This window comes from Streptomyces sp. NPDC002884 (assembly GCF_040295245.1).
Lineage (GTDB): Bacteria > Actinomycetota > Actinomycetes > Streptomycetales > Streptomycetaceae > Streptomyces.
Window position 1 is genome coordinate 50,317 of the sequence record NZ_JBEOVB010000041.1, and the last position, 15,472, is coordinate 65,788.

The 15,472-nt window shown below is 68.6% G+C and carries 12 protein-coding genes and 1 pseudogene; 8 read left to right on the forward strand and 5 right to left on the reverse strand.

The window, feature by feature from the left end:
- Window positions 1-7 precede the first annotated feature (7 nt).
- Entirely contained in the window at window positions 8-1,618 is a 1,611-nt protein-coding gene (locus tag ABT070_RS40770) for a PucR family transcriptional regulator (RefSeq protein WP_351768008.1), read from the reverse strand.
- Between the two features lie 128 nt (window positions 1,619-1,746).
- Here ABT070_RS40770 and hisD point away from each other — a divergent pair, with 128 nt between their 5' ends.
- The 4 genes from hisD (at window position 1,747) to ABT070_RS40790 (ending at window position 7,268) form a co-directional block, all read left to right on the forward strand.
- On the forward strand, window positions 1,747-3,072 hold the full coding sequence (hisD, locus tag ABT070_RS40775; protein ID WP_502990199.1) for a histidinol dehydrogenase: 1,326 nt from the start codon (window positions 1,747-1,749) through the stop codon (window positions 3,070-3,072).
- 95 nt (window positions 3,073-3,167) lie between these two features.
- Window positions 3,168-4,778, forward strand: coding sequence for an APC family permease (locus tag ABT070_RS40780; RefSeq protein WP_351768009.1), 1,611 nt, complete (start codon window positions 3,168-3,170; stop codon window positions 4,776-4,778).
- Complete coding sequence (locus ABT070_RS40785) at window positions 4,775-5,443, forward strand: ThuA domain-containing protein (RefSeq protein ID WP_351768010.1); 669 nt, start codon at window positions 4,775-4,777, stop codon at window positions 5,441-5,443. Before ABT070_RS40780 ends, ABT070_RS40785 begins: the two co-directional genes overlap by 4 nt.
- 37 nt (window positions 5,444-5,480) lie before the next feature.
- A complete protein-coding gene (locus ABT070_RS40790; RefSeq protein WP_351768011.1) occupies window positions 5,481-7,268 on the forward strand; it encodes a thiamine pyrophosphate-binding protein in 1,788 nt (595 codons plus the stop codon).
- 299 nt (window positions 7,269-7,567) lie between these two features.
- On the opposite strand, the gene ABT070_RS40795 is transcribed toward ABT070_RS40790, so the two are convergent.
- From ABT070_RS40795 to ABT070_RS40805, 3 genes are all read right to left on the reverse strand, one after another.
- Window positions 7,568-9,121 (reverse strand): ABC transporter substrate-binding protein, encoded by a 1,554-nt coding sequence (locus ABT070_RS40795; protein WP_351768012.1) that lies wholly within the window; start codon window positions 9,119-9,121, stop codon window positions 7,568-7,570.
- A 418-nt stretch (window positions 9,122-9,539) separates the two neighbouring features.
- The gene (locus ABT070_RS40800; RefSeq protein WP_351768013.1) at window positions 9,540-9,980 is read right to left on the reverse strand and encodes an Rrf2 family transcriptional regulator; all 441 of its coding nucleotides are present in this window, start codon (window positions 9,978-9,980) and stop codon (window positions 9,540-9,542) included.
- Window positions 9,981-10,062: 82 nt separating this feature from the next.
- Entirely contained in the window at window positions 10,063-11,049 is a 987-nt protein-coding gene (locus ABT070_RS40805) for a LysR substrate-binding domain-containing protein (RefSeq protein ID WP_351768014.1), read from the reverse strand.
- Window positions 11,050-11,248: 199 nt separating this feature from the next.
- Here ABT070_RS40805 and ABT070_RS40810 point away from each other — a divergent pair, with 199 nt between their 5' ends.
- The 4 genes from ABT070_RS40810 to ABT070_RS40825 all read left to right on the forward strand — a co-directional run bounded on the left by ABT070_RS40810 (window position 11,249) and on the right by ABT070_RS40825 (window position 15,230).
- Window positions 11,249-12,574 carry an MFS transporter gene (locus tag ABT070_RS40810; RefSeq protein WP_351768015.1) on the forward strand — a complete coding sequence of 442 codons (1,326 nt, stop codon included), beginning with the start codon at window positions 11,249-11,251 and terminating at the stop codon, window positions 12,572-12,574.
- On the forward strand, window positions 12,571-13,785 hold the full coding sequence (locus tag ABT070_RS40815; RefSeq protein WP_351768016.1) for a M20 family metallopeptidase: 1,215 nt from the start codon (window positions 12,571-12,573) through the stop codon (window positions 13,783-13,785). Before ABT070_RS40810 ends, ABT070_RS40815 begins: the two co-directional genes overlap by 4 nt.
- Before the next feature lie 50 nt (window positions 13,786-13,835).
- Window positions 13,836-14,048: a hypothetical protein gene (locus tag ABT070_RS40820; RefSeq protein ID WP_351768017.1), complete on the forward strand. Its 213-nt coding sequence runs from the start codon at window positions 13,836-13,838 to the stop codon at window positions 14,046-14,048.
- Between the two features lie 348 nt (window positions 14,049-14,396).
- Window positions 14,397-15,230, forward strand: coding sequence for an MBL fold metallo-hydrolase (locus ABT070_RS40825; RefSeq protein WP_351768018.1), 834 nt, complete (start codon window positions 14,397-14,399; stop codon window positions 15,228-15,230).
- 53 nt (window positions 15,231-15,283) lie between these two features.
- Here ABT070_RS40825 and ABT070_RS40830 read toward each other — a convergent pair.
- A pseudogene (locus tag ABT070_RS40830) lies at window positions 15,284-15,472 on the reverse strand (carbohydrate kinase); the annotation flags it as partial.

The window sequence follows — 15,472 nt, forward strand, 5'->3', positions numbered from 1 at the left end:
TGCCTCGTCAGGTGCGCCGCAGGGTCGGCCTGCGCAGCAGGTCATGTCCGCGTACGGCCAACTGAAGCCGCTGCTGGTTGTCGACCCGGGTGAGATCGAGCCCGAGGATCTCGGCGAGTCTGTCGAGACGGTGGTAGAGGGTGCGCCGCTGGATGAAGAGCTCGTCCGCCGCCCGCGCCTTGTTTCCCCCGCAGTCGAGGAACGTGCGCAGGGTCGGCAGCAGCGGGTTCTTCACCAGGGCGTCGTGCTCGAGGAGCGGGCCCAGTTCGTCCTCGACATAGCGCCTGAGCTCAGGGCCTTCGGACAGCGCGACGAGCAGACGCAGAGCGCCCAGATCGTCGAAATGGCGTACCTCCGCGGTCTCCGCCGCCGCTGCCACGGAGGCCGCGCTCCGGCTCTGGCGCAGCGCCAGCGGCAGCGCCGCCGGTTCCACGGGACGGCTGATGCCACCCCGCACACCGTGATCGCTGAGCACGGTGTGCACGTCCGGCGCGGCGCCACGCGCGGGCAGGCCCACGACGGCCATGTCGAAGTCTCCGGTGTCACCCACGACGGCGGGCCAGCCGGCTTCGTGCAGGAGACGGGCGAGGGTGTTGTGGTCCCTGAAGGGTTCGCCGTCCCCGCCGCAGGCTGTGACGACGATCAGGTCCCGCCCGCGCAGGTCCTGCCCGAGCGCCAGAGCGAGGCTGATGAACCTGTCGCCCGTGATGTCGCCGAGGAGCAGTCTGCTCAGCAGAGCCGTCTGGCGCTGTGACGCGCGTGCGCCGCTCTCCCGTTCGCTCAGCAGGGTGATAGCCAGTGCCGCGGCCGCGCGTTCCAGCGTCCGCAGTTCGGCCGGGGTCGGCTGCACTCCTCCGTGCAGAAGGTGGAGCCAGCCCCATGACTCGCCCCGCAGGACCACGGGCTGCCGCGCACACGGCACGACCTCCCGGAACGAAGCCGCCGGTGCAGTGGGAACTTCAGGACCGTGTGCCACCAGGGAGTGGTGGCGTTCATGGATGGCGCGGGAGTGCGCGCTCCACTTGTCCACCACTTCATCGGCCTCCGGCGTGGCACCTCCGTAGGCGAGCATCTGATGAGCGACGTCTTCCAGCACGACGGGGCGCCCCGTGCGACGCGCCAGCTCCCTGACCACGCCCACGTAGTCCTCGTCGGCCAGCAGCAGGTCCATGAAGGCCTGGCTGGTGGCCTCCTCGGCGATCAGCTGCTTGACGCGCATACCGACCAGCACTTCGTGGACCTGGGCGGATGTCTCGACGAAGGGGATCTCCTCGGCGAGTCCCACCAGGGGCAGACCGGCGGCCTCCGCCTCCTCGACGGCGGCCTCGGGCATGGCGTCGAACATGCGGCCGGCGAGCTCGACCACCAGGACGGCCGCCCGGGCATCCGCGAGCCGCCTGATGAAGGCGCGCTGCTGGAGGGCGGTCTCGCCCATGCCGAGTCCTGCCGTCAGCAGCATCTCCTGACCGGTGAGGAAGCGGTGGATGTCAGGGATCTCCCCGGTGTGCACCCACCGCACGGGGCGGTCCAGATTCCTCTCCCCGGCGTAGACGCGCACCTCGGTGCGGGAGAACACCTCGAGTTCGAGAGCGGCTCGGACCGTCAGGATTTCAGCCATGGACGACTTCCTCAGTGTGTGCAGGATCTACGGCCAATATTGCACACACTGTGCCTGTTCCGGTACCCCCTCGTTTCCCCAGACTTCAGGTGAAGCCCGCAGGCACGACCACCTGCAAGGAGTGCAGAGTGTCATCAGCAAGCCAGATCGTTAAAGCTCCCGGCACGTTGGATCCGTCGCGGACCAGCCGTCCGGAAATCGTCGAAACCGTTGCCGACGTGATCGCCGACGTACGGCGGAACGGCGATGCCGCCGCACGCCGGTGGTCGCAGAAGTTCGACGGGTGGAGTCCGGAGTCCTTCCGGCTGACGCCGGACCAGGTCGCCGCCGTGGTCTCCTCGGTCCCCGAGACAGTCCTCGACGATCTGCGGTTCGTCCAGAAGCAGGTCCGTGGCTTCGCCCAGGCGCAGCGGGACTCCCTGACCGACTTCGAGGTCGAGACGCTCCCCGGAGTGTTCCTGGGGCAGCGCAACATCCCCGTCGGAGCGGCCGGGGCGTACGTTCCCGGAGGCCGCTACCCCCTCACCGCGTCGGCCCACATGACCGTCCTGACGGCCAAGGTCGCGGGAGTCCAGCGGGTCGCCGCGACGACCCCGCCGGACCGCGGCGCCCCACCGCCCGTGAGCATCGCCGCGATGCATCTCGCCGGAGCCGACGAGATCTACGTCATGGGCGGCGTTCAGGCCGTGGCCGCACTGGCGCTGGGCACCGAGACGATCGACGCGGTCGACATGCTCGCCGGACCCGGCAACGCCTACGTGGCGGAGGCCAAGCGCCAGCTCTTCGGCGAGGTCGGGATCGACCTCTTCGCCGGCCCGACGGAGGTACTGATCGTCGCGGACGGCACCGCAGACCCGTTCGTGGTGGCGACCGACCTGCTGTCCCAGGCCGAGCACGGGCCGGACTCCCCGGCGGTCCTGATCACGACATCGCGGGAAGTGGCCACGCACACCATGTCCTGGGTCGACAAGCTGCTGCCGGGACTGTCCACCGGCGAGGTCGCCGGGCGCGCATGGCGTGACCACGGCGAGGTGATCGTGGTTCCCGACCTTGATGCCGCCTACGACCTCGCCGACCGGTACGCCAGCGAGCACGTCCAGATCCTCACGGCCGAGCCCCGTGAGGCGCTGCACAGGATGCGGAACTACGGCGCCCTGTTCCTCGGGGACAAGACCTGCGTCGCCTACGGCGACAAGGTCATCGGCACCAACCACGTCCTGCCCACCCTCGGGGCCGCCCGCTACACCGGAGGGCTCTGGGTCGGCAAGTACCTCAAGACGGTCACCTACCAGGAGATCAAGGACGCCGCGTCCAGCGCCAGGCTCGGTGAGATCTGCGGCAGGGCGTCGCGCACCGAGAACTTCGAGGGCCACGCGCGCTCGGGGGACGTCCGCAGCGCACGCTACGGATCAGCCCGACTCGACTGGACCGACCACGCCTTCGACCAGGCCTGACCTGCGATGACAGACCAGGACTTAGGTCGGACCGCCTACGCGGCGAGGCAACCGCCCGACAAGGAGTACTCCCCCTTCGACCCACGGAGACCGTCATGTCAGCTACAGACAACGAGGCGCAGCCGGCGTCCGGAACCGCTCACCTCAGAGCCTCGGGCGGGACCGCCGGTCCCGCCTCGTCGACCGAGGACGCGGAACTCCTCGCAGCGCTCGGTTACGAGCAGAAGTTCGACCGCAAGGTCAGCCTGTGGGCGAACTTCGCCCTCGGGTTCGTCTACCTCTCGCCCCTCGTGGGCGTCGTGTCCCTCTTCGCCGTCGGACTGGCCACCGCCGGCGGCCCGTCCATCTTCTGGATAGGCATCGTCGGGATCGGACAGTTCCTGGTCGCCCTGGTCTTCGGCGAGGTCGTCTCGCAGTTCCCGCTCGCGGGCGGGCTCTACCAATGGGTCCGACGGCTGTGGAACGGCCGCTACGCCTGGTTCACCGCCTGGACCTACATCTGCTGCATCACCATCGGCATCACCAGCACCGCGCTCTTCAGCTCGGACTTCGTGGCCAGTCTCTTCGCCGGCACGGCGGACGAGCCGGGGATCAGCTCCACTCCCGCCGAGCGCCTGTGGATCGCGCTCGGCATGACGGTCTTCTGTCTGCTCTGCAACTGCTTCGGTACCCGGTCACTGGCCCTGATCTCCAAGATCGGGTTCGCCGCGGAACTGATCGGCATCGTTCTCGTGGGCTTCTACCTCCTGATCTTCGAGCGGCACAACTCCGTCGCGATCTTCTTCGAGACCAGCAGCTCCACCCACGGCAGCTACTTCGCCGCCTTCATCGCCGCCTCCCTCGTCGGGCTCTTCCTCTTCTACGGGTTCGAAGCGTGCGGCGAGATCGCCGAAGAGGTCCCGAACCCGGCCCGCAGCATCCCGCGCGCGATGCAGCTGACCGTGGCCATCGGCGGAGTGGCAGCGGTCCTCGCGTTCGTCGGCTACGCACTCGCCGCCCCGGACCTCGCCTCGATCCTCTCGGGAGAGGACGCCAACCCGATCCCCTCGATCCTCCAGAGCTCGATCGGCACCGTCGGCACCAAGCTGGTGCTCGCGGTCACCCTGACCTCCTTCGTCGCGGGCGTGATGAGTCAGCAGGCCGCGGCGAGCAGGAGCGTCTTCTCCTTCGCTCGCGACAACATGTTCCCGGGGGCCCGGCTCTTCTCGAAGATCTCCCGCAAGCACCGTGTTCCCCTGAACGCACTGCTGGCCGTGAACATCGCTCCGGTGCTGATCTTCGTGTTCGTCTACTACTCGCCCGACTCCCTCGTCAAGATCGCGGCCTTCCAGGTGCTGGCCGGATACGCGGCGTTCATGATGGTCGTACTGGCCGCGCTGCGGATGCGCCTCAAGGGCTGGCGCCCCGCCGGAGCCTGGACGCTGGGCCGCTGGGGGATCGTGGTCAACGTGGCGGCCCTGGCCTACGGTCTTCTCGGGATGGTTCTGCTGGCCTGGCCCACCGGCGACTCCGCAACCCCGTTCGTGGACCGGTGGACCGCACTGATCGGCTTCCTCATCGTCTCGGCCGCGGGTCTCGTTTACCTGCTGACGGCGAAGCCGGAGCGCAACTCCACGGCGCCGGAAGGTGACGCGCTGGAGGTCGCGGAGCGTCTGCGCAACCGCGCCGCACTCATCACATCCACGACCGGAGGGAAGAACGCATGACCCGCGTGCTGTATCTGTACGGAGGCTGGCCCGGGCACAAGCCCTACCAGGTCGCCGAGGAATGGGCTCTTCCGCTCTTCAAGGACCTGGGATTCGACGTCGACGAGACGAACGACATCTTCACGCTCGACGCCGACCTCACCGGCTACGACCTCATCGCACTCAACTGGAACAACGCGCTGCTGTCCGAAGGACTCACCGCCGCCCAGGAGACGAGCCTGCTGACCGCGGTCGAGGCCGGCACCGGGATCGCCGCCTGGCACGGAGCCGCCGCCGCGTTCCGTACGAGCCTCAAGTACCACTGGCTACTTGGCGGCAGCTTCCTCGAACACCCCGCCGGCGAAGGGGTGAAGTACCCCTACCAGGTCACCGTCACGGACACCGGCCATCCGATCACCGCAGGGGTCAATGACTTCGGGGTCGCCTCCGAGCAGTACTACATGTCCGTCGACCCCAACAACCACGTCCTCGCCGAGAGCACCTTCACCGGCGAACACCTGCCGTGGCTGGAGGGGAAGACCGTCCCACAGGCATGGACACGGACCTGGGGACAGGGCCGGGTGTTCTACAGCGCGGTCGGACACGACCTCGACGACCTGCAGAACCCGGACGTGACCCGGTTGTGCGCCCAGGGCTTCGCCTGGGCCGCCCGCCGACGCCCGTGACCGCAAGAACCGAACCGAGCTGAGTGGGAGCAACCACATGCCTGTCCTCACCGGAGGCCAGATCGTCGCGCGGACCCTGCGCAACTACGGGGTCGACTACGTCGCCGGCATCCCCGGCCACGGCATCTGGTCACTGACCGACGCCTTCCTCGACGACGAATCCCGGATTCCCTTCATCCAGACCTTCCACGAGCAGAGCGCCGTCCACCTCGCGGACGGCTACTACCGCGTCACCGGCCGCCCCCAGGCCGCCGTGACGTCCATCGGCGCCGGCGCCAGCAACACCGTGATCGGCATGGGCACCGCGTTCACCGACTCCACCAGCGTCCTCGTCATCACCGGCGGCCCGCCCACCCACATGCGCGGCCACGGACTGCTCCAGGAACTCGACCGGTACACGGCCAACGACTTCCCCAAGGTGGCCGAGGCCGTCAGCAAACGCCACTGGGTCGTCACCCGGGTCGAGGAACTGCCCTTCGTCCTGCACCGCTGTTTCAACTCCATGCTGACCGGACGCCCCGGCCCCGTACACCTCGAAGTGCCGATGGACGTGCAGGCCGAGGCCGCGGACGTGGAACTCCACGACCTCGCCCGGCGCGTCCCCGTCGGCCGCCAGCACCCCGACCCCGAAGCGGTGGAACGGGCCGCCGACGTACTGCGCACCGCCACCCGCCCGGTCATCGTGGTCGGCGGCGGAGCCATCACGTCCGACGCGTCCGACCAGGTCCTCGCCCTCGCCGAACGCTGGCAGATCCCGGTCGTGACCACGTGGAACGGCAAGAGCGCCTTTCCCGAGGACCACGAGCTGTTCGCCGGCAGCGTCGGCCAGACCGGCACGCTGGTCGGCAACGCAATCGCGAGCTCCGCCGACGTCGTCGTCTCCGTCGGCTGCCGCTTCACCGACTGGTCGGCCTCCAGCTACGCCAAGGGCGTCACCTTCTCGATCCCGCCCGCGAAACTCATCCACATCGACATCGACCCGCACGAGATCGGCAAGAACTACCCCGCCGAGGTGGGCATCGTCGCCGACGCACAGCGGGCCGTGGCCGCGATCGTCGACTCCCTGCCCACGAAGGGCGTCGACCGCTCCGAGTACCTGGCCGAACTCGCCACCCTCAAGCGGGACTGGGAGGACAAGCTCGCGGGCCGCCGCGACAGCGACCGCTTCCCGTTCACCTCGCAGCGCCCGCTGGGGGCTCTGCGAAACGTTCTTCCGCGCGACGCGATCATCGTCGCCGGTTCGGGCAACGCCCAGGGGGCGGTCAAGCAAACCTTCCCCGTCTACTCACCGCGCACCCACCTCACCTCCGGTGGCTTCTCCTCCATGGGCTGGGCCGTGCCGGCCGCGGTCGGCGCCAAGCTGGCGCGGCCCGACAGTCCGGTGGTGTGCGTTCTCGGCGACGGTGACTTCCTCATGACCTCCCAGGAGATCGCCCTGAGCATCACCGCGGGCGCACCGGTGATCTTCGTCGTCCAGAACAACGCGGGATACATGTCGATCCGTGGCGGTCAGCGCAAGCAGACCTCGCGGCACATCGGCGTCGAGTTCTCGCGCCCCGACGGCACGCCGTACAGCCCCGATTTCGCGGCCATGGGCCGGTCCTTCGGGATCGAGTCCTGGAAGGTCTCCGACGCCGCCTCCCTGGAGTCGACCCTGCACAAGGCCGTCCAGTCGGGCGAGCCCGCCCTGGTCGAAGTGCCGACGGACCGCGATGCGGCCGGCCCATGGGTGCCCGGCTGGTGGGACTTCCCGGTGCCGGCGTACATCACGGACGAGCGGCAGGACGAGTACCGGCGCACCAGGGCCACCGAACAGCACCTCTGAGCGGGCTCGCGCCCATCGGCCCGCCGGCGATGGGCACCCGAGGACGCGCGGCCTACCTCCGCTGACGCCTCGCACCCCTTCGCAACACACCGCAACGCCCGCTCGTGCAGCCGAGGATCCGGCTGCACGAGCGGGCGTTGCGGTGTCCGGGACGACGCGTTGGTGAACCCATCGAACCGGCGCTCCTGCGGACAATCCACAGTAACCGCACACCCTCGTCCGTTCACCCCAACGGGCCGATCTCGGCGCTGAGTTCAGCGCTCACGTCTGGCCGCTGCCCCAACGTCAGTTCCTGATGCTCAGTTCCTGATGCTCAGTTCGTCCGCGCAGTACGTCTGGTACGGCGCGGCGACGAATCCCTGCACCCGGTCGGCGACCGCGTCGAGCGCGTTGGGCACCGCCAGGGGTATCACCGCGTAGCTTTCGTTCGCGGTGGCCTCGAAGGCCTGCACCGCGGTCTCCACCTCGTCCGGGGTGCTCGCGGCGTGGACGGCCGCCAGCGCCGTGTCGGCCGGCCCGGGGTCGGACTGGGAGAACACGACACCCGTCGCTCCGAGGAAGCCCAGCGGGTCGATGGGAGTGGGCGCGAGGGCGCTGTAGGTGAGCAGTCCGAGCTGGAAGTCGCTCTTGCCCAGTCTGTCGATGAGCGAGCTGGTCGGCTGCGGATTGACGGAGACCTGGACGCCCGCCTCGGCCAGCATCGGGACGAGGGCCTGCGCCGCGAGTTTCCCGGGGCCCGAGTCGCTGGACACGATCAGTTCGATGTTCTGACCGTTGTAGTCGGACTGCTCGACGAGGTCCTTGGCTTCTGCCAGGTCCATGGTGGACCAGGTACAGGTGGCGCACTTGGTGACGCCCGGGACCTGCTGCGGGAGCAGTGAGGTCGCCTTGCTCGCCTCGCCGACATAGCCGCCGGCGACGAGCTTCTTGTAGTCGACGGCCAGGGCGATCGCCTTCCTGAGGCGCCCGTCCTTGAGGGGGCCCGACTTCGTGTTCGTGGTGAGGACGCTGACCCCGGACGAGGGTGCGCCGACGATGCTGTCCTCGGGGTACTGGGCGGCCGCGTCGAGCTCCACGCCGTTGACCACGTCCACGGCCCCGCTCTGGAACTGCAGGAGCTGCTGGCCCCCGTCCGCGGCTTCCTTGTACTCGATCCCGTCGAGGTAGGGCAGGCCGGGCCGGTAGTAGTGCGGGTTGCGGGTGAGGGTGATGGACCGTCCCACGGCCTCCATGCTGATCATGAACGGTCCGGCGCCCACCGGCTCGTTCCAGTAGGCGTCCGCCGTTCTGCCGCCGTACTTGTCGGGGAAGACCGCGGCGTTGGCGGTCGACAGGACGGCGGGCAGCGTCTCGTCCGCCTGGGACAGGTTGAAGACGACGGTCGTCGGGTTGGGCGTCTGCACGGACTTGATGGAGGAGAAGTAGCTGCCGTACAACTCTCCCTTGCTCCACAGCCCTTCGGAGAACTTGACGTCCGCGGAGGTGACGGGCTTGCCGTCGCTGAACTTCGCGGCCGGGTTCAGGGTGAATGTCAGGGTCTTGGCCGCGAGGTCCGCCTTGTACGACGAGGCCAGCGCCGGCAGCAGCTTCTTGCCGTCCGGAGTGGCACGCAGCAGCGACGCGTACACCTGCGGGAACACTCTGAAGCTCTGGGTCGCCAGGGCCTTCTGCGGATTCCAGGTGTCGATGGCGCTGCCGAGTGCCGTCGTGAGCGTTCCGCCCCGCTTCGGGGGTGCGGTGGAGTCCCTGGACGGGGAGGACGCCGAGTTGCTGGAGCCGCACCCGCTCAGAAGGAGTGCGGCTGCCGTCAGCGCTGCACCACATGCAGCGGGCCGGGTTGTTGATTTAGACATAACTTTCCTAGCAGTTCCGTAAGTTGTCTACTAACCGAGCCCGCAATCTATGGGGAGGTGGGTTGCCCGTCTAGACGTAACGGTGAAATGGGATGAGATTGGTCAAGACGGTTCGCCGGTCGGTGCTGTAGCCCGTGGATGAAGGAGGCTGCTGACGCGGCGTGGCATGCCTGCGGCGCCCTGCCCGGCCGGGCCGAATCCCTTGACGCGGCGCACCGTTCGGTGGCGGCCAGGCCGGCTTCCGCGTGTGAGAGGGTCCGACCGGGCCTGCTGGACCAGGTCGTGCACGGTCGCGCGCAGAGCGAGGGCGCGGGGTGTGGGGTTCGACAGCCCCTGACCGGTGAAGGAGTCGAATCAGCGCCGCGCTCGTGGTCGCCGACCACGCCGGAACGGAACGATGTTCACCGGGGGAGGGGGGCTACCGGCCGGGGACTGTGCCCTCCGGAACACCGTCCAGGACGTCTTGCACGGTATAGCGTCCCAGAGCGGTGGCCACGGCGTCGGCGACCGTTCGGTCGAGTTCGGTCAGGGTCCTCTGGACCGTGCGGCCCGTGGGGCAGGACGGGTCGGGGCCGTGCAGTCCGAGCACGGGTTCGTCGCCCTGGAGGAGCAGCCAGACGCGTTCGAGCGTGAGGTCGGCGGCCTCGACGGCCAACTCCCAGCCTCCGTTGACGCCGGGGCGTGAACGGACCAGCCCTGCGCTCCGCAGCGGTCCGAGCACGCGGCGTACGTAGACGGGGTTGACGTTGGCGCTCCTGGAGAGCTCCTCGGAACTCAGGGCGCGACCGGCGGTGACTCCCGCAAGCATGGTCAGCACGTGCACGGCGACGGCGAACTGGGTGTTGGTGGACCGGGCCATACGGCCATCCTGCCATTTCGTAACCGTCATGGCTACGTTGATCTACCGCAGCCCCGCAGCCGCAGCCGCTGCCGGCCATCGCCTACCCTCCGTGAGGCCGCGGCTCACCGGCGCGCACGACTGTCGCGGAAGAGCTCCGCTCCTGCGCGACCGCGGGTGTCGGCAGCGGCGCCGATGAGGCTGCGGCCGTTACCTCGCGTAGCAGCTCGGCCAGTTCGTTCATGACCGGGGCGGGGACGTGGGCATGCCATGCCAGCGTGATGCTCGAGATGGCGGGGCGCCCCGACAGCCGAGCGAATCGGACACCGGGGAGGCTCGATCCCGAAACGGCCCGGGACACCAGCGCCAGCCCGTCGCCCGCGGCGACCAGCCCCAGGATCAGTTCGGTGCCGAGCGCCTCGTACCGGATCCGTGGCACGAAGCCGGCGCGCTGGCACGCGGAGAGCGTGACGTTGAGGAGGACGCTGGTGGGCTGCCTGCTGTAGACGATGAAGTCCTCGTTCGTCAGGTCCGCGAGATCGATCTCGGCGCCGGTGAGCCGGTGCCCCGAGGGCAGTGCGGCGACGAGCTCGTCCTCATGGATCAGGACCGAGCTGTCGCGTGCCTCGGGGATCGTGCCACGCACGATCACGGCATCGAACCGCACGGTGCCGAACCCGTCGACGAGACCTTCGGTATGACCCTCGCTCAGTTCCCAGACGATGTCGGGATGACGGGCCCGCATCGTCTTCACGGCGGCGGGCAGCGAGCCGATGGCCATGGACTCGATGGCGCCCAGGACGATCCGCCGGCGCTCCCCCCTGCTGAGGTCGGCGACCATCGTGGCCGCGTTGTCCCATCGACGCAGCAGGGCGTGCGCCTCGCGGCACATCAGCACCCCTGCCGGGGTGAGGGTCACCCCGTGACTGCCGCGCTCGAACAAGAGTGTGCCGAGTGCGCTTTCGAGTGCCTTGATGTGGCGGCTCACCGGGGGCTGTGCCAGGTGCAGCCGGGCGGCGGCACGGCCGAAGTGCAGCTCCTCCGCGACAACGAGGAAGACCCGCAACTGCTGGAAGGTCGGGTCGCTCATACCTTCGACGGTATCAACGACCGGCGGTATCGGTATTGGACTCCGGTGACGGATGAGCGAATGATTTTAGCCACGCCACAGCCTCTCAACCGGCGGACGGGATCTCTGCCGACGGCCTTCGAGATCACTCGCCTGTTGCCGGTGGCGCTCAGGTCAGAAGGCCATCCCAGCGTCGTCCGGACACCAGGAGTGATATGCGATGACCGCCACCACCACATCACGCACCGCCCAGAGACGGGTGTTTTGGGCCACCACGATCGGTGTCTCGGTCGAATGGTTCGACTACGCGATCTACGGCGTCATGGCACCCGCGATCGCTCACAACTTCTTTCCGCAGGAGAGCCCCACCGCCGGGTTGCTGGCCACCTACGGGGTCTTCGCCCTGTCGTTCCTCGCCCGCCCGCTGGGCAGCATGTACTTCGGCAGCCGCGGCGACCGGATCGGCCGCCGCAACACCCTGCTCACCGTCATCCTGCTGATGTCGGGCGCCACCGCCGCCATCGGCCTGCTGCCGACCTACACCGCCGTGGGCCTGGCCGCTCCTCTGCTGCTGCTGGTGGTGCGCATGGTGCAGGGCTTCTCCGCAGGAGGAGAATTCGGCGCCGCGGCCCTGCTCTACGAGCACGTGGGCGAACGGAAGCGAGGCATGGTCTTCGGTCTGTTCAACCTCTCGTCCTACGTGTCCGCCCTCTCCGCGCTGGGCCTGTCCGCCCTGCTCACGCAGCTGATCGGTGAGACGCAGGTGAACGAGTGGGGGTGGCGGGTGCTGTTCCTGATCGCGCTGCCGCTCGGGCTGACCGGCCTGTATCTGCGCCGACGGGTCGAAGAGAGCGCGGTCTTCATCGAAATGACCAAGAGCGGCACGGTGGCCGAGCGCCCGGTCCGGGAAGCCGTGACACGGCAGCGCAAGCGGCTGTTCAGCTTCTTCGGGCTGATCATGCTCAACTCGGTCGCCTACTATGTGCTCAACGCCTACCTGCCGACCTATCTGTCGGAGAACGCCGGCGTCAGCAGAGTCACCGCGCTCACCGCTTCCGCCCTGATCTCACTCACGATGATCTTCCTCCAGCCTCTGTACGGTCTGCTGTCCGACCGGATCGGCCGTAAACCGGTACTGCTGTTCGCCGCAGTCGGCCTCCTCGTGGTGCCGCTCCCCACCTTCTTCATCGCCGGCCTCGGCACCTTCGGGTTCGTCTACCTCGGCCAGCTCCTGTTCGTCCTCGCGGCCGCCCCGACGAGCGCGCTCGCGGCGGTGGTCGGCAGCGAACTGTTCCCGGCCCATCTCCGCTACAGCGCGCCGACCATCGGTTACAACTTCGCCTACGCCGTATTCGGCGGCACCGCGCCGCTCATCTGCGCGTCACTGCTGGGCGCCACCGGCAGCCAGCTGGCACCGCCGATCTACATCATGGGCATCGCGGTGATCGCCTTCCTCATCCTGGCCCTCACCCTGCCGGAGACCGCGCCGTGTGTAAGACGCAGCCGTCCGCAACCGGTCGACGAGCGCGAGAGCGAGCTCCTGTGAGCATCCTCGAGAGTTGTTCCGCAGCCGGTGCGATCGACGTCGGCCGCGCACTGACCACGGTGTCCACCATGGTCCGCCAGGACACCCGTACGCAGACCCCGCACGAGAGCTCAGCGGTGCTGTGGGTGCGCGACCAGATGGACGAGTTGGGAATCGACACCCACCTGGTGCCCGCGGGCGGAGACCGTGTCAACGCGGTGGGTGTCTGGCGCGGATCGGGTGATGGACCGTCGCTGATGTTCAACGGGCACGTCGACACCAACCCGGTCACCGAGGGCTGGACCCGCGACCCCTGGGGCGGCGAGGTGGACGGCGGATACATATACGGCCTCGGCGTGTCCAACATGAAGGCGGGCTGCGCCGCCTACCTCGAAGCGATCCGCGCTCTGCGCGAAGGCGGGTGGCAGCCGAGCGGCGATGTGGTGCTCACCTTCGTGGTCGGTGAACTGCAGAACGGAATCGGAACCCGCGCCGTGCTCGACGCAGGCTTTCGGGCCGACCACTTCGTCAACTGCGAGCCGACCGACCTCACCGCCCTGACCACACACGCGGGCGCCGTCATGTTCCGCATCCAACTCATCGGCTCCACCCGGCACATGTCCAAGCGGGAGGAGTCGGCCGACGCTCTCGCCGCGGCCACCCGCCTTCTTCCGCTGATCAACGAGATGAGCTTCACCGGCGCCGCCGACCGTGACGCCCAGGTCACCAACCGGGCCCACATCGGCAGCCTGCGAGCCGGTCTCGGCAGGCAACTCCTGCAGACCAGGCCACCCCAGGTGGCCGACGTCGCCGAGTTGCAGGGGAGTGCCCGGTTCGGTCCCGGACAGAACGCGGAGACCGTCCTCGCGGAGTTGCGGGAGGTGACCTCGCGCGTCTGTGTGGACGGGATCGCGGGGACGGTCGAGGAACTGACCGACGGCGGACCGACCCTGGACCAGCCGTTTCACGCCGACCGGGACAGTCCCGTCGTGCGCACGGTCAACGACGCGTACGGCCTGCTGCGCGGAAGGCCACAGCCCACCGGCGCGATCCAGCCGTACTGCTACTACGGCAGCGATGCCTCACTTCTGCAACACGTCGGCGGCATGCCCGGCATCGTGTGCGGCCCCGGTGGCAAGTACAACACCATGCCCGACGAGCGAGTGTCCGTCGAGGACTACCTCGACGCCATCCGGCTCTATGCCCTGACCACCGCCCGCATGTGCGGGTGACCGGAGGCTCCGGCAGGAGCACAGCCGGATCGTCCGAGAGGAGACACACCATGCCTTACTGGTCTGCCACCATCCCCATCCAGACCTCCCACGGAGGCGCCGGCGTGCACATCTTCATCGTCGACGCCGCCCGTTACGAGGAAGCACGCGGTTACGCCCTCGCGACGGCCGAGCTTCCCGACGCGCGGCGCCACCGCCGCGACGCCGCTCTGGACATGCGGCGCCTCGCCGTGAAGGAGATCCGTCCCAGCTGGGGTGTATGACACCGCGAGGGGACCGGGCTGTGCATCCACGCCCGCAGTGAGCAAGGTTCGACCGCGCCCGGCGTCACGTGCGACTGCGTGACGCCGGGCGCTGCGTGTTCCGTGAGCACGGCGACGACCCGGCGGGTCCTTGCCGCAGGATCCAGGGTGCTGCCCATGCCCATGCCCTTGTTCTGCGGCGTGCGGCGCGGAGGCGAACCGTGCCGCATGGCCATCTTGCTATTTCGTAACCATCATGACTACGGTAACTTGATTCGTAGTCATTGTGGTTGCGATTTGGTTGTGTGGTGGCGATTCGGCATCACGCAACCCCGATCTGCGGCAACAGGCCGCTCGAGGAGGTTCATCATGACCACGGAGACCGACACCGTCACCGACGCACTGCGCCTGCGCCGACTGGGCTGGGCGGGCGTAGAGATCCGGCTCGGCGATACCCGGCTGCTGATCGACGCGCTGGAGAACGTCGCACCGCTCGAGCCCGTCCTGGGACCGCCCAAGCGGCCGCTGCCCCCGATCGAGGTGTCCGCGGGAACGCACGCGCTGATCACCCACCTGCATCCCGACCACTACGACCGTGAACTGCTCACGCGCCTGGCGGCGTCGGGGACCGTCGGCTGTCACACGTCCATCGCGCCGGAGCTGGCCGGGGACGGCATCGAGGCGTACCCGCAGGAGCTGGGGGAGTCCCGCGGTGTCGGCGACCTGACGGTCACCCCTGTCACCTCACTGGACTGGCGGGGCAGCGACTCGCACCAGGTCGCGTGGATCGTCGAGGGTGCCGGAAGGCGCGTCATCCATTGCGGAGACACCATGTGGCACGGCAACTGGTGGCAGATCGCCCGCGACCACGGCCCGTTCGACGTCGCCTTCCTTCCCGTCAACGGCGTCATCGCCAGGTTCGAGGGCTACGAAGCCGACGTGCCTGTCACCCTCACCCCCGAGCAGGCCGTCGAAGCCGCGGCCGCCCTCGGCGCGTCCGCCGCCTGTGCCATCCACTACGAACTGTTCGACAACCCTCCCACCTACACCGAACAGCCCGACATCACCCAGCGCTTCGGGGCCGCCGCACTGCTCAGGGGGATCACCGCTCACCTCGTCAGCGACGGCGAAACCGTACCGCTGGCCGCCACGACCAGGCAGGCGTCTGCCTCTCAGGACGGCGTCGAGCGCAGACCGGTATGACGTTCGCAGCCGTCGAGCACAGGGCCGGGCCGCGGCGGGATGCCGAAGTGGAGCTACGGACCGCCCAGTTCGGAGGCGTAGGGCGGCTGTGCGCCGGCCCGGGAGCAGGTGAGTGCGGCCGCGCGGGCGGCGTAGCGCAGCAGTTGTTGCCAGTCGTCGGCGCCCAGGTCGGTGAGGCCTGTCGGGGTGAGGGCGTTCCGGGTGGAGAGGCCGTGGAGCAGGGCTGCGTTCACGGTGTCCCC